The following is a 20,090-nucleotide window of genomic DNA, read 5'->3' on the forward strand; positions in this document are numbered from 1 at the left end:
TCAAATACCTAGTTAAGCTCAACAATATCATTATCTAATTTAACTGTACCTTCAGCAATCATTGAATCCAAAACGCTTTTGATTTTAACTGAAGTTTTGCGGGATGTGGATTTGAAACCGAAATTACGTGAAACTTCTCTTGTTAAACTAGCTGTTGTTATGTTTTGTTTATGGGACAATATTGTTTCTATGTTTTTAGAAATTTCCTCATCAGAAATCAAATCTATTTTAGGTTTAACCCTCTTTCTTATAACAACATCATTACTTGATGCATCATACAAGAAGTCACCGATTCTTATAATATTTCCTGAATTTTCAGATTCTTTAATGGCTTTCAAGACCTGTTTTTTCATTTTAGACCCTGCTCTTTTAATATGGCAGCTGTCTTTAACCCTTTTAACAACCTCATTTACATGAATTGGTCCTTCAACATTGACAATTTCATTTATCGAATTAGAAACATTATTAATAGGCTGGTTAAATAAATCTTCCTGTGAATTCAAACCGAAATCACTTGCAAATTTATAATCAACAATTTCATCTTCAATATTTCCTCTTTTCGGAAGTTTATTGTCATCAAAACTCTTTAAAGTATTATTATTTTTAAATCTTTCTTTTTCTATTTCCTTGTAATCTTCATCAGCAATCTGAATAATATCTTCCAAAGCCTGATCTTTAATATCTTCACGCCTTTCCTCTTCATGAATTGTTACAATAGCATTATCATCGCTAGACAATTCCTTTTTGAGTTTTTCCATTTGAAGTTCTCTTTCATACCTCAACTCTTCTTTTTCGGCAAATGTCAAACCTTCATCCTGAGGAACATATTCTTCGCCTTCATAGTCCTGAATCGGTTCAATGTAGTCATTTTCATCATATTCTTCTGTTCTGTCAACTACAGAAACATAACCAACTTCAGTAGGATTTTCTATTTCATTTAAAGATTTATGAATATATTTGATATCACGAATACTGCTTTTAATAGAGTCCTTAACTGATTTAGACTTATTTTTATCCCCATCATAATACAAATTATTCTTTCTGAGAGGACTATTTACATCATTTATCCCTTTATAATAAGTAACTCCATCAGGTGATGTAGATACCTTGTTTGTTTTTTGATTATTATTAATACCAATATCATCATTTACGATATCTGATTGATAATTATCATAGTTATCATCATAAAATTGAGCATATTCATCGTTTTTCTTATTTAATGTATCTGAAATTACATCATCAAATGCCTTACTTACCAATGCTGAAGCAATATTTGAAATATCATCATCACCAAGGCTGCCGTCAGGATGATTTTCAAAAGCTTCATCAATTACACGATCAAAATCCTTTTCTTTAATAGTTTTATTTTTTGTCATTTCAGACATCCCATCCACATTTTTCTTAAATACAATTTTATCTACATTATAAGAATCAACATCATCATTATCAGATTGGATAAACTCATCATCAATAGTTCTGTCCATTAATGGATTGACATTAGGATTATTTTTATAGTCAGAAGAAATTACTTCAACTTCAACCACATCATCATCCCTAGGTGCAGTTTCATGCTCATCAATATCTTCATCCATAATCTCAGCATGGACAGTTTCAACCTCTTCTTTTGTCAAACTAAGTCTAGAAGTACCCCTAATTGCATCACTAAATTTAGATTCACTTATTCCATTAGGATTTTTAGGTTTGCTATTTCCAAAGAATATATTTTTTAATGGATTTACTTCAACTACAGGAGGTTCATCATCAGAATAATCAATAGTACTCTCTTCATCATTACTATGATCTACATAAATATAATCATCATCAGAACCCAAATCAACCTTACCATCATCTTCATCCTGCTTTAAATCACCAACAGACTCATCTAAAAGATCATCATTAATATTTGATTCATCAACAACAGAGTCAGACACTACAATATCCTCTTCATCATTACTATGATCTACATAAATATAATCATCATCAGAACCCAAATCAACCTTACCATCATCTAATTCAACATCATCCATATCATCACTATCATTAACATCAGAACCCAAATCAGCAGATCCTTCACCATGATTTACAAAAACATAATCATCATCAGAATCAGAATCAATACTTTTATCTTTCAAATCAACAGATTTATTGCTTTTTGATTGGTTTATAGGTTTTATATCAAAATCATCTTCTACATCGACTTTTACATCACTTTCTTTTTCATTTTCAATATGTGAAAATTCATCCATATCCATATCTGAAGACTTGTTAAAAGTAACTTTAGATGTATTTTTATCTTTATCAATAGGTTTATGTTCTAAAACATCCTCTTCAACATCATCCACATCCTGATTTAAATCACCAACAGACTCATCTAAAACATCCTCTTCAATATTTGATTCATCAACAACAGAGTCAGACACTACAATATCCTTTTCATCATTACTATGATCAACATAAATGAAGTCATCATTGTCAAGTTTGTCCTTTATTATGTCATTTACTTCATCAATAGATTCATCACCATTACTTTCATCATCATGGAAAAATGAAAATTTATTTTTTATTGAAGATAAAATTCCTCCACCTGATGCCTTGGATATAGTTGAATCAAATTTAACACCTTTTGAATCTATATCATCATCTATTTCTTCGGAGAGTTCTTCTTGGATTTCCTGTGAGATTTTTTCGTCCGTATATTGAACATTTTCGCTATCGTTTTTATCACTTGCATATGTATCTTCATCTTCAACACCATCATCAAAATGATTATTCTCTTTATCGATTAATTCATCATCAGTTTCATCTTCAGTTAACTCTTCTATAACCTCATCAATATTAAATTTATTAGATTCATCATGATTAACATCTATTTCATCAACATGATCGGTATTAACATCAAAATCATCTTTTTTGTCGGCAGAATCATCCACATCAAGATCATCTACAGCAATATCATCTACAGCAATATCATCATTCTCATCAACAGAATCAACAATTTCACTATCATCCACATTAATATCTAAATCATTACCAGAATCAACAATTTCACTATCATCCACATTAATATCTAAATCATTACCAGAATCAACCACAGCATTATCTTTTACATTTTCAACATCATCAACAATTAAATCATCAGTATCTTTTTTAATATCAACTTCTTTATCGAAAACTGATTCCTTATTTATATTTTTAGCATCAGATGTTTTTTCTTCGGCCAAATCATCATGGAATACAAAATCATCGAATGCACTATATTCTTCATCAATATCTGATTCTACAACAAACTCACTAGGAGATTCTTTAACAATATCCTCCATAGGTTCATCTACAACATCAACAAAATCACTAGGAGATTCTTTAACAATATCCTCCATAGGTTCATCTACAACATCAACAAAATCACTAGGAGATTCCTCTACAAATTCAAAATCATCATTATCAAATTCATCAAGTTCATCTTTGCTTACAAAAATTATGTCATCATCAAAGTCAAGTCCGTCTGGTGGAATTACCTCTACATTTTCTCCAAGTTCAGCTGCTTTAGCCTCTTCTTCTTTCTTTCTTTGTTCTTCTAACTCTTTTTCGCGTTTTTTTCTCAATTCTTCAGCTTTTTTCTCAGCTTCTTGTCTGCGTTTCTCTTCTTTTTCACGAGCTATTCTTTGTTCTTCACGAGTTTCCTTAATTGATTTTTCTATGAACTCCAATAATTTTTTACGTCCCAAATCACGGTTTCTATACCAATCGGTAGACCATAAATGATAAAGTTTCCATCCTAATCCTTCCAATACTTGCTCACGAAGTCTATCCCGGTCACGTGCAACCTTACTTGATGCATACATCTTTCCATCAGTTGTAATTCCCAAAATATATTTTCCAGGATTTTCTTCATCCACAATAGCCAAATCTACCCTAAATCCTGCACAACCAATTTGTTTATCGACAACATAGCCATTTTCTTCTAAAAAACTTGCAATAGCATCTTCAAAAGGTGCTGCATTATGTTCTTCTGCTGTATGTGCACCCATAGTTAAATTTTCAGCATATTCTAAGAATTCTCGTAGTGCCCTTACACCATGAGGAGGATTTGCCGTTAATTTCATACTTGAAGCTTTAAAGTTGGAAAACACAACACATTTTTGTCTTGCACGTGTAATCAATACATTTAATCTTCTTTCCCCACCATCCTGATTTAGAGGACCGAAGTTAAGTGACATTTTTCTTTCATTGTCAAAACCATATCCCACACTTATTAAAATAACATCTCTTTCATCCCCCTGAATTGTTTCAAGGTTTTTAACAAAGAATCTTTCATCCTTATTTTCTGAGAATAATGGTTCAAATTCTGGCCTTTCACGACGTTTTTCTTCCAATTTTTCCAAAATAGCATTTTTTTGAGCTACAGAAAATGTTCCTACACCCAAACTTTTTGTATCACCATATCTGTCAAAATGTTCAAATATCGCTTCAACAACATCTTCCGCTTCTTTTGGATTTGCAGATGATGAACCTCTATCATATGCAGTGTTGGGATTATAATGGAATTTTAATCCTAATTCCGAATCATTGTGAGAAGGTGAAGGATATACAAGCAATTCATTATCATAAAACTCTTTATTAGAAACATTAATTAATGACTCATGACGGCTTCTGTAGTGCCATTTCAACATCTTTACTGGGAAGGATAACTTACATAAATGTAATATACTCTCCATATCGAGTGATGTTGCTTCTTCCTCATCACTTTCTCCACTTGCCATCTGATCAAAGAATGATGTTGGAGGCAATTGCTGAGTATCACCCATTACAACTGCGGTTTTACCTCTCATAAATGCTCCCAAAGCATCTTCGGGTTTTACTTGACTTGCTTCGTCAAAAATAACCACATCAAATTGTAGTTCTTCATTAGTCGGGTCAAGATACTGTGCCACTGACAATGGAGACATCATAAAACATGGTTTTATCTGTTTAATCATACCTCCTGCTTTTTCGAGTAATTTTCTTACCGGCAAGTGTCCACTTTTTCTTGTAAATTCCCCTGCAAGTACTTTTGCCTGAGGATTTTCAGTAGCACCAAATATCTGCGGAATATTCTGATTTAACTTATGGAAAATTCTTTTACGATTTAAAATTAATATTTTCTTATCCAAATCCTTAAATTCCCTTATCCTGTTTTCATGAAGTTCACCAATGAATGTAGCCAATTCCTGATTTTCTACAAAAAGAATATTTAAAAGAGAATCAGCGAAGTTTCCTTCCACTAAAGATTTAATATCGTCCTTTTTAATATTTCTTTTCTCGATTGAATCAACAAAAGAATCGGCAATTGTTCCTTTAAGGGAATTTTTAGTGTTCAGATATTGAGACCATAAATGAAGACTTGAAAGCTGACCTCTCCAGTTGTATAACTGTGATTGCCAGTCTTCAAAATCAACATCATTAGCACCTTTTTTAAATATTAATTTACTTCTAGGATTTAATTTTGATTTTAATTTATCCAAATCACTGCTAAATTGCTTTCCAGAGTCTATATAGTCAACCAAATCCCTTTCAGGATTAATGTCAAATAAATCTTTAGATAGAATGTCAATAGTGTTCTGTGAAAAAATTCCTTCTCTTGTAAGTGCAGTGAACTGTGTCATCCACTGAGCGATAGCTTTTAAATCATTAATATCTGCATTTAAATACCAATATCCACCATAATACTGTTTGGCTAATGCTTCATTAGCTTCTAAATTCTTTTTAAGTTTTATAGCAACTTTAGCTTTGCTTAAATCATCAATAATTGTATTGATATCATCCTGAACAGGATAATTATAATATCTCTCGACTAGCTCCAAATGCTGATTTCCTTTAAAGAAACGGAATTTTTTATGAGACAATTCGTTTAATTCATAAATTATTCTGTCAATATTTGCATGATAAATACTTGGATTAAACTTATTTAATACATCAGCAACCTTTTGATATTTAGCTAATTCCTGTATCAATCTGTAAGGATCATCATTGTTTTTATCCCATGCTCCTGATTTTAATATTTGAGCATCAATTAATTCTGAATTTTGAGTTTTAATTATGTCAAATGCTGAAAGTGACTTTTCAAATTCATTTAATGTATTTGGCTTTTTAATTCCATATATATCATATACCCTTCCACGTTCAATTAAAAATGCATCTAAAGATTTCAATGTATCATTTATCAGCATTTCTATTTCCCTTAAATCTGCGGGAAGCAAACTTTTTGGTGAACATTTGCTCCAAGGATTCTCCTTTGAAATAGTTTGATACAGTTCAGCCACACTTTCCAAAGCCAAAATAGTATCATCCAAATCTTTTAATGTTACTGATTCAGGACTATTAAATCTAACCAAAGGCATTATGCTTTGCTTGCGTGAAAAATGATCATCAGCAGCTTCTTTCATTCCATATAATTGAAATGCAGAGAAATTAACTGCAAATACAGGTTTATGAATAACACTAGCATAATCATCAAGTTGTCTTTTTAAGGTTTCTAACTTTCTAATTGTCTGGTCTATGTTTAATGTATCGACAGCTCTGACAGTGGTTGCTTTTTGCAGGTCTTTCAGGAATTTTTTACGTCTAGTTTTATGTGAATGCAATTCTAAAACAAATTTGCCCAAACCCACATTAGTCAATCTGTCCTTTACAACATCCAATGCCGCCATCTTTTCAGATACGAATAAAACTGATTTACCTTCTGCAAGCAGCTCCGCAATCAAATTTACAATTGTTTGTGATTTACCTGTTCCTGGTGGTCCTTCCACAACAAGATTTCTTCCAGCCTTTACATCCTGAATTGCGGCAATCTGTGATGAATCAGCATCTAAAACCTGATACATTGTCTGATAATCAAGTTGAGTGTCAATATCCTCTTCATTGAAAGCCTCCACATCATTTTTAGCTGGATTGAATATCGCTTGTATCAGTTCATTTTTAGTTAAATCCACATTATCTGCCCAACTATCAGGATTTAAATCATTATACATGACAAATTTTGTAAAACTAAAGAAACCTAAAGCAATTTTGTGATTAACTTTCCAATTTTCCATTTTCTGAACAGCATGCTTAACCTTTTCAATATAATGGTCTACAACTTCACCATATTTTTTAAATTCAAAATCTGGAAGTTCAATACCTCCTTCAAGGAGTTTTGCTTTAAGGGAAATGTTGGTTTGAATATCCTCCCCAGTCCATTCCAAGTTAAATGATTCACCCACCTTTTTCCTTTCCATGGAAACGGGAATTAAAACTAAAGGAGCCTGGTTGGTTTGTTTCGGTTTGGATTTATCAATCCACTCCAAAAATCCGACTGCAAGGTACAAAATATTATAACCCTGTTCCTGAAGCATTGTTTTAGCTTGGTTATTAATATAATACAGTCTTTTTTGAAGTTCGTTTGGAGTCAAGTCTATTTCTAACTTTTTATTTCCTTCAGAAAACTTGCTAAAATCAAATGGAATATGGTCCCAAACTGAAGATTTCTCCTCTTTTTTATCTTTCTTATTAGATACAAAATACATTTTATTTTCTTGTAAAACTAATGTTTGAAAGACATTAATTGGTGTTTGGTTATTAATAACAACAGTTTTAGCCCTAGATTTAAAATTAAGCAATTGATTTCTTAAAGTTAAATCTAATAACTCCTTACGTAAGTTTTTAAACTCCTTTTCGATTATATTAGTGGATGAATTGGATAACATGATGATCATTTATTTTAAAAAAATTCTTTCAATCATATATAATTATTAATATCGTAATTAATAAAGTTTACTTATTAACAAATATTGCTTTTAAATTTCTCAAAAAAGGAAAAATAGGATTATGAGATATTTTATAAAAAAATAAAAGATTTTAATAAGAGTTTTTTAATAATGATACAAATTTTAAAAATCAATAGTGACCTATTTTTTTAATTTTTTCACTTGCTATTCTTGAAGCGAAATCGCCTGATTGCATAATTGACTTAGATTTTAATCTCTGAGAGATATAAGCCGCCATATATGTGTCTCCACACCCTGTTGTATCAACCAGATTTTCACATTTTACGGCTTTAATTCTTATTTCATCTTCACCAATAATTCTTGATCCATTACTTCCATTAGTTATGACTATTTCATCCACATCTATGTTATCGCCAATAATGTTTTTTTCTGATTCATCCAAAAATATTAAATCCGCATTTGATAAAATATTATTCAAATCATCAAAGACATCTAATTTTATAGTGTAATTTCCATTTACTTCAACATCAGGAACTCTCAGAAATCCTTGCACCGATAAAAATATTGGAACATGAAAACCTTTTAGATATTCTATTGTTTCAGATGGAAAATCAAATCTGTTTAACGGATTTAACACAAATGCATCAATTTTTTCAGGCAATATATCTTCTAAATCATTAGGTAAAATTGGAATTTGAGCAAAATTACTCAATTGATTTCTAATATCCAAATTATCCTCAAAAGGATATTCATTTATAAAATAGTGAGTATTATCCTTTTTAATTAGATGAACTTTTGATATATCTGGAAAATCACCGATTAAACTTTCATCACAGCAGTTTACAAAAGCCATGTAATCATTGAAAAATTCTTCAAATACGAAACTTTGAAAGTAAGTCGCTCCACCAACCATGTTGGATTTTTCCTCACCGATAATAACCAAATCATTGGTCACTGGTCCGATAACAACTAGCGTCATGATAAAACTCTTAATCCAGTTCAATAGTGATATCCACTACATGATATTTATTTGAAATATCATAAATCTCTTTTTTTATATTTTCAACATTTTTTCCAAAGTCAACATCAACTTTAACAGTCATTACTGAGTCAATTCCGTCAAGTGACCATATATGGAAATCATCAAGTGCATTTACACCGTCAATTTCCAGAATCTGCTGTTTGAATTCTTCAACATCAAAGTTATCCGGTGTCTTTTGAAGCAATACTTCAAGTGATTTATATAATGTTCTACCCAAGTTAAAGATTAACCAAACTGCAATAGCTATTGATACGAAAGGATCCAAATAGGATATATCCTGCCAAAATATTAAAATTACACTTAAAATCAATATTGCAACCCACTCGAAGATATCTCCAAGCAGATGATAAAATATTGCCTTTTCATTAAATGTTTCACCGCCGTGAAGACGCCATACAGAAATTGTCTTGAATACCAAACCTATGATACCTATTATAAGCATTCCCTCAGCATCAACACCTTCCGGAGAAAATAACCTTGGAATAGCTTCTGAAAGTATGAAGAATGCCATTACAATAACAAATGTTGATGTTATGACTGCACCTAAAATAGAAAATCTTTGATATCCATAAGAAAATTTATCAGTAGCTCCTTTTTGGGCAACATGCTCTAAAATCCATGCAATCGCCATGGAAAAGGTATCTGACATATCATGAATACAGTCAGCTAAAATTGCCATACTGTTAGTTGCAAGACCACCTATAATCACTATAATATTGAATGTTAAATTCAATAAAAAAACAAATGCCAAGTTATCACTTGCTTTTTTGTGATGATGATGTGTATCTATTCTCATAGAATATTATATGATAATAATACAATAAAAAAGTTATTCAAAATTATAAAAAGAAAAAATAAAGTTAATTTTAAGTATTTAAAAAAATACTAAATTTTATATAATTTAAAAATAAAAAGATAATTAGTGATTAAAAATGGCGTTAACTGGAACAACAATATTTTCCCACATATTACCTGTATTTTTTGGATTTTTCGGAATATTATTAATATTATCCGGAATAATGGATGATAATAATCCTAAACTTGGTTTTGGTATCGTACTATTCATTGTAGCTTGTGCTTTCCCATATGTTGTTTTAAATGCACTGCTCTAAATAATAGATATCTCACCAGAATGTAGGCTAGTTCCTACCAATACTTTTTTTATACCCAATCTTTCCAGTTCATCAATAGATTCCTTATTTAATCCACCACCAATTATCAGACAGTCTTTTAAATCTTTAAATTCATCTAATAATTCTTTATTATAACCGTTATTGGTTCCGACACTGCTGATATCTAAAAGAATTATCTGAGAAGCACCAATATCAACCAATACCTCTTTAAATTCTTTAAGAGTCAAGTCAAGATTTTTACAAAACAGTTCATTATCCTTCACATCAACGCTTATGATAATTCTTTCCTTAGGATATTTCTCAAAAATTTCATATAGCTCATCCAAACTTTCCAATGTTTCAGTTGGAACAATAAGTTTAAATGCATAATCCAAAAAGAATGAAAAGCCTTCAGCATTTTTTACTCCTGCATCCAATATTACAGGAATAATAGTGTTTACCATTTTGATGTCATTAATATTATGGCCGTTGCTTTCGATTAAATCCAAATCCGCAATATATAATTCATCAGCCCCATTTAATTTTAATCCCTGAGCAATTTCTACAGGATTGGCTGATGGTGCAAATACTGTTTGCAATGGTTGATATGTATCCCTTAAACCAGATTTGCCGCTTACTGCCTGACCATCTTTTAAATCTAAAACTGGTATTTTTTTAATCAAATTATCACCTTAATTATAGTATTTAATTAAGGGAGTATTTAAGATTTTTAAAAAAAAGTAAAAAACAATAGGAGGAAAATTGAGCTAATGAAAAACTTAGCCCAATTTTGAAAATAATAAATAATGATCAATTTAGGGAGAGTATAAAAAATATGATTTTTAACCCTTGTTTATTATCTTTAATATCATAGTATATAAAATTACCTATAATTTATAAAAATTAAATTATACTTGAATAAATTAATGTAAATATAAATAATAATTATATGAGATAATGTTCAAAAAAATATTGTAAAATTTAAACAAATAAACATACAATATAATAAATTATAAAATTAATGAATTTTCATCAATTTTAAATGTTAAAAATCAATAAAGTTGGCTTGAAAATGCTATAATAGTAAGTAATCATGTCATATCAATATTACAATATGATAAAAGTATAATTGATAAAAGTAAAACTAAATTGCATATTTAAAATAAAATTAGGAAATTTAAAAAAATAATAAAAAAAAGTTTGAAGCCAAAGAGGGAATTTTTGAAAGACAGAAAAAATCGTGTTCATCCTTATTGCTAAGCTATCTAATAAATTACTTCAAACTTTATACTATATTATTGTCTTAATGATATAAATACTTTTTTATAAAAAAGTATTACTTGCATTATGAAAAAAATATAAAAAAGTAATACATATCAGTTTAAAAAAATAATTATTCTCTGAAATTTTCATCAATATATGAATCAAACTTCAAATAAGCACTATCAATAGCTTCATTTAACATATCTTGGTTTATTTCAGATAATTCATCAAAAAGAACTCCTAAATCAACATCCACATCAAGTTGATCATTTTCATAATTGAGTTCAATATCCAAATCAAGGTCTTCAAGTTCCTTTGTTGAAATAACCTTTGAAACTTCAATTTCGAGAATTTCACCAAAATCAGTAGAAATAGTATCTAAATCCTCGGAGGATAATTTTTTAAGTTTTGACATAATAATCAAAAAAAAGAATAGAAATTAAGCTCCATTAGGAGCCATTCCTTGCATAGCAGCTTGAATATTAGTTTGCATTTCTTCAAGTTTTTTCATGACTCTTTCTTCTTGGCGAGCCATTGTTTGTTTTCTTAACTTGAGGGTTTCTAACTTATCTTCAGCTTCATCTAAAGCATCTTTATAATCTACTTTAATAAGTAAATTACCTGCTTGTTTGAATACTTCAGTATTTTCATCAGTATTATTTAATTCTTCTAATGCTTTTTCAGTTTCTTGAATTTGAACTTCTACAGTTTGAATTTGCATAGTTACAGCTTGAGCTTGTTGTTGTAACTGTTGAAACTGATTTAATTGTTCTTGAATATTTTCAGGAATTTCCATATAATCACCTTTTAATTTTATATATTTGTTAAGTTATTTATTTGTAATGATAAATTAATCCACTTGATAGCGGAATTTACAGAAGCTCTAAATGATGTAGAGTCTTGAGCATCAATATCAATAATAATAAAATTATCCTTTAAAGTTAAATCCATAGAAGACCTGTAATCAGGAGCCGTTTGAAATTCTAAAATAATAGAATCATAAATTATCTTTGCTTGATTGGAATTATCAAACTCGACGTTAATTTGACTTTTTACAGATTCCAAAGGACTATTCTCTATCATTGTTATCTAAAATCTTTTTAATATTAATTTGGAAATCAGTTTTATCTCCAAATTTATTAATAAAATTTATTTTAGCTACTAAATCATCATAGCCATTAGTAATATTAATATAATTCTCTTCAGCCTTATCAACAAGTTCAAAACCTAAAATATCACTTAAGCAGTTTAGTTTTTGAACTTCACTGACTATTTTCAATTTAGATGGTGAAATATTTAGCCTTTCATTTGTTGTAGTAACACTAATTAAAACAGTAATCAGCACTTCACCCTTATTGGAATAAAATGTGATTCTACTAGGATTTCCTTTTATTTCATTAACAATAGCTAAATTAATTTCATCTTCATCAAGAGCCCTTAATAAAAGTTCTCTCATATTCATTTTACCTCTGTTAACAGATGTAGAATCTGTTGCATGAGCTAAATTTTTACAAAATTTTCTTGTTTTTTGAGAAGGTTTTCTAGATGTTGAAATTAACATTTAAATCAAAAATAGTAAAAAAATTATAGATAAAACAAGATAAAATCTTGATTTTATTCTATTTTTTAAGGCCAATTCTGTTAGCCATATTCCCATCAGGAACACTTGCTGATACCCAACGGGTTACTTCTGGAACATTTTTAAATAAAATCCTATATCTACAATTAGGACATTTATTATCCATGTAGCTTTTTTGATCTACTTCTGTTCCACAACGTGGACACTTATACAAGGATTATTCCTCCACTTTAATGTCTCTGATACTACGTGCTGCAGATTTAACCATAGGGGTTTGAGGAACATAAGCTCCACCGGTGAATACTGCACCACATTTTCTACATTTCCAAATTCCAGCAGCTTGTCTTTTTACATATGGTCTATCACATTTAGGGCAAACATGATTTTTTTTCATGTTTTCTTCGATGATTTTAACAGATCTTTTAGCTTTTCTTCCGTATCTTGCACCGAACCTACCTGTAATACCAACTTTTTTAGTTCTTGCCATTTTAATTTCTCTCCATTATAAAAATAATAATAAAAAATGTAAATCAATTAGATTTACCATGATTAAAAACAATCATAAAATTATCTAATGTAATAATATTGTATCACATCATATTTAAAGTTAATGGAAAATTTAAGAAAATAATAGTATTTTCTCAAGATACCATCAAATTTAGACCTCTTATCTTAATCGAAAGTGTGATAATTAGGACTTTCATTAGTGATTAACAAATCATGAGGATGTGACTCTTTAATACCACTACTAGTAATTCTTACGAATTGAGCTTTTTTCTGCATGTCAGCAATATCTTTAGCTCCACAGTAACCCATTGAAGATTTTAAACCACCAACTAATTGGAATAAAATTTCACTTACTGTTCCTTTGTATGGTACTGCACCTTCAATTCCTTCAGGGACATACTTGGTGTGGTTCATTTTACTTTTAGAACCTTGGAAGTATCTATCAGCACCGCCGTCATATTCACTGGTCATAGCACCCATGGATCCCATTCCACGGTATTTTTTGTATTGTTTTCCATTCATAACAACAACATCACCAGGAGCTTCATAAGATGCTGCAAGCAAATTACCTAACATTACTGCATCCGCACCTGCACCGATAGCTTTTGCAATGTCACCTGAGTATCTGATACCACCGTCAGCAATAACAGGAATTCCAGCGTCAGCTGCTACATCAGCAACATCTGAAATCGCAGTAAGTTGTGGTACACCAACACCAGCCACAATACGAGTAGTACACATTGAACCTGGACCGATACCAACTTTTAGAGCATCTACACCCATAGCGATCAAGTCTTCAGCAGCTTCTGCAGTTGCAATATTTCCAACACATAACTCCGCATCAATATTGTCCTTTATGGTTTCAGTAAACTTAACAACATTCATGTTATGTGCATGAGCACAGTCGATTGAAATAATATCTGCACCAGCTTCATCCAAAGCCATTGCTCTTTCCAAATCAAACGGACCTGATGCGGCTGCAACCAAATAGTTTCCATTTTTGTCACGTGCAGCATTAGGATATTGAGCTTGGTTTAAAATATCTTTAATAGTGATAATACCAACCAATTTGCCATCATGAAGAACAGGTAATCTTTCTACCTTATTTTCATAAGCAATATTCAATGCTTCTTCAGCAGTAATTGGCTCTTCGACAGTAACAACATCGGAAGTCATTATATCTTTGACTGTCTTATTTGGTTCTGATTTTAAAACTGGTCTAATATCCCTTTTGGATATAATACCAATAATTTCATCACCATCAACAACAGGAAGACCACTGATTAATTCATCCTGCATTTTAGATTGAACATCCAAAATAGTTGAATCAGGAGTGATTGTTACAACATCACGAATAGTCAAGTCTTCAGCAGATTTAACCTTTTTAACTTCCTCAACCTGTCTTTCTAAAGAGATATTCCTGTGTATTACTCCAATACCACCTTCCTGTGCCATAGCTATAGCAAGTTCTGCTTCAGTAACAGTATCCATAGCAGCACTCAAAATTGGAATATTTAATTTAATACCTTTAGATAATTCAATTTTAGTATCAATATCTTTTGGTTCAACATAACTCGCATTAGGAGTAAGTAAAAAATCATCAAAAGTATAAGACATTCTTGCTTCTTGAACTTTTTTAGAATACATTAAAAAACACCTACTTAAAATGAATCACATAATTCTTTTAACTCAGCTACAGCAGTATGATGTATTTTACCAGTGTTACGGTCACCGCCAACACAGGCAGCGCCTCTGATACCAACTACATCACAACCAATATCATGTAATGGTTTTAATTGATCTTTTTTAACAGAACCTGCGAGAGCAGTTTTTAAATTATAACTATGAGCTTCTTCAACAAATTCAGTTAGTTTATCAATATCCAAATAATCAAATAAAGTATGACCATCCTTTACAGCAGTATCTAACATTGCCAAATCACAGTTTGCATCACGAGCTACTTTCGGAATTTCCATAGGATCAACAGCACCAACACGATGAGCATCAGCATATCCAGCAGCCACAACAATAGTGTCTGGACTTACGTCTTTAACAGTTTTAGATACATTTTTCATAACTTCAACAGCTTCGTCGTAGTTTTTGGTTCCGTATAATCCTACTTTGATATAATCTGCTCCTGAAACATGAGCTCCCATTGCCGCAAGAGAAACAGTACCTGGTTTGTAAGGCACATCTCCTAAAGTAGCACTAACTAATTTATCTTCAGGAGTTAATTCCCTAATCTCTTTAATAACCCAAGGGAAATTAGCACCTAAAGATCCTTCTTTAGGATTTTTAACATCAACAATATCCGCTCCACCTTTAATAGATTCAAGAGCTTCTTCATGGTTTATAGGACTAATTAATAGAAGCATGTATTTCCTCCGTTTATAATAATAAAATATTAAAATATAATATATTTATATTTAGTATTCCTTCTTTATAAGTATATGCTTTGAAGATAGAAAAAAATAGTAAAAATCAGTATGGTGAATCGTTATTACTTACATTATCCTTGATTTTGCCATGTACTTTAGGATAAAAACCAACTTCCGAAGATAATTTTCTCATATTTTCAATTATTTCATTTGTTGGAATGGCTACAGGACAATTTAGAGTGCATAATCCACATAAGGTGCACATGTAAAGGCCTGATTCATAGCATGTCTCATCATCTTCAATGAATTTGGACATTGCAACACCACGACCTCCCAAATAATTATTAAAACCGAATTCATTGCCGACAGCATTATAAACAGGACAATGCACAACACAGTTTCCACAGCCGATACACCAAAGACACTCTTCACTGGCTGAACTTCTTCCATTATCCAAAAATATTACAACTACCCTTTCAGCACCATACATATTCTTTAGAAGTTTTTTTTCGATGTCTGCGGTTTTTGACGGTCCGGAAATTACATTCATATATGATGTCACATAGTTTCCTGTTGCATAAACAGTTTCAAGTTTTGCAACAGAAATTGCGTCTTCCAATGTAGGTACAATTTTATCGATTCCAGCCACAATTATATGCAAGTCTTTTAGTGAAACCAGTGAAATATTACCCTCATTGTGAACCATTACGCATGACCCTTCTTCGGATGCTATTGCATTAGCACCAGATATACCTACACTTGCATTTTCCAGGCGATTTAATACATCACTTCTGACAAGTTCCATAATTTCACGAGGAATTGGATTGACATTGCTGTCAAGGGAATCATTGACAATATTTGTTATTTCAGACACATTCAAATGAGAAGCAGGACCTGTTGGATGGACTGGCTTATTATCCGTTTTTTTAAGCTGCAATATTCTGTCACCCAAATCCGTTTCAACAACATCCCATTTTTTATTAGCCAACTCATCCTTAAGATTAATTTCACCTAATGTGTTTGACTTAGCTTTGGCAATTACCTTATTGTCATAGCAATCAATTAAATCAAAAATAATATTTATGGCATCTTCCTTGGTTTCAGCAAACTCTACATCAATGCCATTGCGTTTGAATGATTCAATGGCATGGCTGTATAATTCTTTAGAATTTTCAATAGAATATTTTTTAATTTCACGAACCCTCTTTTCCAATCTTTTTACCTGAGGAGAATCCTTAATTTCAGATGATCTTGACTTTACTGTATTGAATGACATTCTCATGGTTTCAAGTTCACTGCTCTTCATTAATATCACCATATCTTACTAAAAATTCTGTCAAGTCAAACACATCAATACCATGATCTTTTAAGTTAAGCTTGCAAAAGGGACACGGTGTGACCAATAAGTCCGCATCAGTATCAATAGCCTGTTTTATACGTGAATCAGCCATTTGAGATGCAATTTCAGGATAAGCAGATTTTACTCCACCACCAGCACCACAGCAAATGCTATTTTCACGAACATTTTCCATTTCAACCATATTCGCAACATTTGAAATGACATTTCTAGGCTCATCAAATACATCGCAATGACGTCCCAAATGACAGGAATCATGATAGGTAACTTTTAAATCATGTTTTTTGAAATTCAATTTTCCCTCATCAATCAACTGATTTAAAAATTGTGAAATATGAATAACATCAAGGCCTTCATAATCATCTTTTAACGTCTTATAACATCCAGCACATGAAGTTAATATGAGTTCTCCACTTAAAACTTCACTATTTTTTTGAATCTGTTTTTGAGCTTCATCGACAAAACCTGTTCTCAACAATACAGACCCACAGCATTTTTCATCATCCAAAACTCTATAGTCCACACCTGCCAAATCCAATAACATTTCTGTTGCATCTTTTATGGAAGTTTCCTTTTCACGTGCAGTGCAACCTCTAAAGTATATCATAGACTTATTCTTCCTCATCATCCACGTTTATTTCGTTGTTAAGTGCAACTTCCTTAACAAGAGTATTTAAATTATTTTGCATTTTATCAACAATGAAATATAACTTTAAAATGGTATAGAACAAAATTACAAATACTAATATAATGATAAAGTCCAAACCACGAGTTATACCGAATAATCGTGCAAATGTAATACTGATATCTGGAAAAATTGCAAATAAACTAACAACAATCCAGAATATAGACCATAAAACAACAGTTGCAAATGAATTTTTTCCCTTCAAATATCTTGTAATAAACCATATGATAGCAATTACAGAAATTATAGGAAATATTAAAGCATATAAATACATATTTTCACCTTAAAATTGATGTTTAATCATTTGGAACAAAATTTTAAGTGCAACAGTCACATTTGTTCCTTTAGCTTGAGTTTCAGGAGTATAAATTGTTTGAATTGGGACTTCTGCAAAAGGAATATTATTGTCATTGACTTCACGTATGAATTCAGAAGAAATGAGATATCCTACAGCATTGATAGAAATCTTATCCAACGCATCAACGGTTATGGCTCTAAAACCCGTTTGAGAATCACTTACGTCCACCCTATAAAATATCTTTGTTAAAAAATTCATGACGGAATTTGCAAAGCTTCTGGTTTTTGGCATATCCTCAAAAGGTCTTACACCAATTACTGCTTCAGCTTCACCAGTAACCAATGGTTTTATCATTTCATCCAAGTCATCAGCTGAATGCTGCCCATCAGAATCCATACTGACAACATATTTTGGGTTGAATCTTAAAACAGCTTCAAAACCTGTTTGGGTAGCTATACCAACTCCCCTATTAATCATCAGAGAAAAAATATGTATCTTATCAGGAAATTCTTTTTTTACCTGTTTAACAACTTCCAAAGTATTGTCTGATGAACCGTCATTTACAATGACCATATTATAACCTTTACTGGCTATATCCACTATAACCGGCCTGATTCTTGTAGCTTCATTATATGCTGGAAGAACCACATACGTTGCATTTTTATCTTCCTCAGTTATTTCATGTCCCATATATCCACCTATAATGGTCCGGCATCTTCTTTTCCTTCACGCATTCCCATTCCAGCTTCTTTTCTCATAGCTTTTCTATGATACATCATCTTTATTAAATTTTGAGCATGTTCACGTGCTCTGTTTTCAGCCAATTTGCTTAATTCAACAGGGTCTTCTTCCTCATCCTCATGAACAAAAACCTCTAAAATATGAGTATTTGTCATGAGCTGCGCATTGATAAGGCCTGTTGATGCTTCATGAGCACACATCTTGTCCTTTTCCATAGGTCCCGGCATTCCAAGAGCCATTACAATATCACAGTTTTCCTCTTCTATGAGGATTTTAGCTGTTACCGGCAAGTCTTTAACACCAGGAACGGTCTCACGAATTATTTGTAAATCATAAGCATTATTTTTAAGCTCATCTATAGCAGCAGACGCCATATCAAAACGAGCAAATGTTGTATCACAAATTCCAATCCTCATCAATTTCACCTTATAAAAAAATATGTTAATTAATAATATATAATGATTTGTAAAAATAATATGGTATTAAAAATTATTACTGCAAGTAATACTTTTAAAATAAGATTTATTATAAAAATTAGTGAATAAAAAAAATTAGTTTTTGTTAACAAGTTTCAAAAACTTCTCCTTTGCTTCTTCAACAGTCAATGGATAGTCATTATCCATATCAAATCCTTCAGCTTCAATCTGTTGAAATAACTCAGTAACAATAGGAATTTTTAAATTAGCACTTTCAAGTATATCTGGCCGAGAAAATATATCCTTAGGAGTTCCTTCAGCAATTAATTCACCCCCAACCAATACAAAAACCCTATTTGCATAATCAGGGACCAAATCAACTTCATGAGTTGAAATAACAATAGTAATTCCTTCATCATTTAGTTCTTTAAGCAATTTAACTAAATTAGTAACACCCTGAGGATCCAAACCTGCAGTAGGTTCATCCAAAACCATAATTTCAGGCTTCATTGCTAAAATTCCAGCTATAGCAACTCTTTTCTTTTGACCACCACTTAAATGATGAGGAGCCGTTTTTTCAAAACCAGACATTCCGACACGATCTAGAGCTTCTTCTACCCTATCCTGTACTTCTTCCATAGATAATCCTAAATTCAATGGCCCAAAAGCAACATCTTCCTCTACAGTTGGAGCGAAAATCTGGTCATCAGGATTTTGAAATACAATTCCAACCTTTTGTCTGAATTTTAGTAATGATTTCTTATCGTACTTTAGTTCTTCTCCATCAATGAAAACTTTTCCTTCATCAGGCTCATAAATTCCATTCAAATGAAGAAACAATGTAGATTTACCTGCACCATTTTTACCTAAAAGAGCAACCATTTCTCCTTTTTCAATTTTTAAGCTAACTCCTTTTAAAGCCTGATAATCATTATTATAAGAATATTTAATATCCCTAACTTCTAACATT

General features: G+C 31.2%; 18 protein-coding genes and 1 pseudogene. 1 reads left to right on the forward strand and 18 read right to left on the reverse strand.

Going from position 1 to position 20,090, the window contains the following annotated elements:
- Positions 1 to 8: 8 nt before the first annotated feature.
- From SM9_RS06775 to SM9_RS06785, 3 genes are all read right to left on the reverse strand, one after another.
- Positions 9 to 7,730 (reverse strand): DUF3320 domain-containing protein, encoded by a 7,722-nt coding sequence (locus SM9_RS06775; protein ID WP_198144349.1) that lies wholly within the window; start codon positions 7,728 to 7,730, stop codon positions 9 to 11.
- A 181-nt stretch (positions 7,731 to 7,911) separates the two neighbouring features.
- Positions 7,912 to 8,721, reverse strand: a complete 810-nt coding sequence (locus SM9_RS06780) for a PfkB family carbohydrate kinase (protein WP_058739422.1) — start codon at positions 8,719 to 8,721, stop codon at positions 7,912 to 7,914.
- A gap of 10 nt (positions 8,722 to 8,731) precedes the next feature.
- Positions 8,732 to 9,580, reverse strand: a complete 849-nt coding sequence (locus SM9_RS06785; protein WP_058739423.1) for a cation diffusion facilitator family transporter — start codon at positions 9,578 to 9,580, stop codon at positions 8,732 to 8,734.
- A gap of 136 nt (positions 9,581 to 9,716) precedes the next feature.
- On the opposite strand from SM9_RS06785, the gene SM9_RS06790 reads away from it, so the two are divergent.
- Complete coding sequence (locus SM9_RS06790) at positions 9,717 to 9,896, forward strand: hypothetical protein (protein WP_058739424.1); 180 nt, start codon at positions 9,717 to 9,719, stop codon at positions 9,894 to 9,896.
- Here the strand turns inward: SM9_RS06790 and SM9_RS06795 are convergent.
- From SM9_RS06795 to SM9_RS06865, 15 genes and pseudogenes are all read right to left on the reverse strand, one after another.
- A complete protein-coding gene (locus SM9_RS06795) occupies positions 9,893 to 10,579 on the reverse strand; it encodes a HisA/HisF family protein (protein WP_058739425.1) in 687 nt (228 codons plus the stop codon). The two genes, SM9_RS06790 and SM9_RS06795, sit on opposite strands and share 4 nt — an antisense overlap.
- A gap of 710 nt (positions 10,580 to 11,289) precedes the next feature.
- Positions 11,290 to 11,574 (reverse strand): DUF3194 domain-containing protein, encoded by a 285-nt coding sequence (locus SM9_RS06800; protein WP_058739426.1) that lies wholly within the window; start codon positions 11,572 to 11,574, stop codon positions 11,290 to 11,292.
- A 24-nt stretch (positions 11,575 to 11,598) separates the two neighbouring features.
- Entirely contained in the window at positions 11,599 to 11,955 is a 357-nt protein-coding gene (locus tag SM9_RS06805) for a prefoldin subunit beta (protein ID WP_058739427.1), read from the reverse strand.
- Positions 11,956 to 11,972: 17 nt separating this feature from the next.
- On the reverse strand, positions 11,973 to 12,242 hold the full coding sequence (locus tag SM9_RS06810) for a KEOPS complex subunit Pcc1 (protein WP_058739428.1): 270 nt from the start codon (positions 12,240 to 12,242) through the stop codon (positions 11,973 to 11,975).
- A complete protein-coding gene (locus SM9_RS06815) occupies positions 12,229 to 12,720 on the reverse strand; it encodes a Brix domain-containing protein (RefSeq protein WP_058739429.1) in 492 nt (163 codons plus the stop codon). Before SM9_RS06815 ends, SM9_RS06810 begins: the two co-directional genes overlap by 14 nt.
- Positions 12,721 to 12,826: 106 nt before the next feature.
- Positions 12,827 to 12,952, reverse strand: a pseudogene (locus SM9_RS06820) (DNA-directed RNA polymerase subunit P); the annotation flags it as partial.
- 3 nt (positions 12,953 to 12,955) lie between these two features.
- The gene (gene rpl37A / locus SM9_RS06825) at positions 12,956 to 13,225 is read right to left on the reverse strand and encodes a 50S ribosomal protein L37Ae (protein WP_058739431.1); all 270 of its coding nucleotides are present in this window, start codon (positions 13,223 to 13,225) and stop codon (positions 12,956 to 12,958) included.
- A 185-nt stretch (positions 13,226 to 13,410) separates the two neighbouring features.
- Positions 13,411 to 14,892 carry an IMP dehydrogenase gene (gene guaB, locus SM9_RS06830; protein ID WP_058739432.1) on the reverse strand — a complete coding sequence of 494 codons (1,482 nt, stop codon included), beginning with the start codon at positions 14,890 to 14,892 and terminating at the stop codon, positions 13,411 to 13,413.
- A gap of 14 nt (positions 14,893 to 14,906) precedes the next feature.
- A complete protein-coding gene (locus tag SM9_RS06835) occupies positions 14,907 to 15,620 on the reverse strand; it encodes a (5-formylfuran-3-yl)methyl phosphate synthase (protein WP_058739433.1) in 714 nt (237 codons plus the stop codon).
- 106 nt (positions 15,621 to 15,726) lie between these two features.
- Positions 15,727 to 16,929 (reverse strand): LUD domain-containing protein, encoded by a 1,203-nt coding sequence (locus SM9_RS06840; RefSeq protein WP_058739434.1) that lies wholly within the window; start codon positions 16,927 to 16,929, stop codon positions 15,727 to 15,729.
- Positions 16,916 to 17,587, reverse strand: coding sequence for a (Fe-S)-binding protein (locus SM9_RS06845; protein WP_058739435.1), 672 nt, complete (start codon positions 17,585 to 17,587; stop codon positions 16,916 to 16,918). Before SM9_RS06845 ends, SM9_RS06840 begins: the two co-directional genes overlap by 14 nt.
- 4 nt (positions 17,588 to 17,591) lie before the next feature.
- Positions 17,592 to 17,939 carry a DUF2304 domain-containing protein gene (locus SM9_RS06850; protein ID WP_058739436.1) on the reverse strand — a complete coding sequence of 116 codons (348 nt, stop codon included), beginning with the start codon at positions 17,937 to 17,939 and terminating at the stop codon, positions 17,592 to 17,594.
- Positions 17,940 to 17,948: 9 nt separating this feature from the next.
- Positions 17,949 to 18,653 carry a glycosyltransferase family 2 protein gene (locus SM9_RS06855; RefSeq protein ID WP_058739437.1) on the reverse strand — a complete coding sequence of 235 codons (705 nt, stop codon included), beginning with the start codon at positions 18,651 to 18,653 and terminating at the stop codon, positions 17,949 to 17,951.
- Positions 18,654 to 18,661: 8 nt separating this feature from the next.
- Positions 18,662 to 19,120: a riboflavin synthase gene (gene ribC, locus SM9_RS06860; RefSeq protein ID WP_058739438.1), complete on the reverse strand. Its 459-nt coding sequence runs from the start codon at positions 19,118 to 19,120 to the stop codon at positions 18,662 to 18,664.
- 135 nt (positions 19,121 to 19,255) lie between these two features.
- Positions 19,256 to 20,089, reverse strand: coding sequence for an ATP-binding cassette domain-containing protein (locus tag SM9_RS06865; protein WP_058739439.1), 834 nt, complete (start codon positions 20,087 to 20,089; stop codon positions 19,256 to 19,258).
- Between the last annotated feature and the right edge of the window lies 1 nt (position 20,090).

Origin of the sequence: Methanobrevibacter millerae (assembly GCF_001477655.1) — an archaeon.
In the GTDB taxonomy this organism is placed as follows: Archaea; Methanobacteriota; Methanobacteria; order Methanobacteriales; family Methanobacteriaceae; genus Methanocatella; species Methanocatella millerae_A.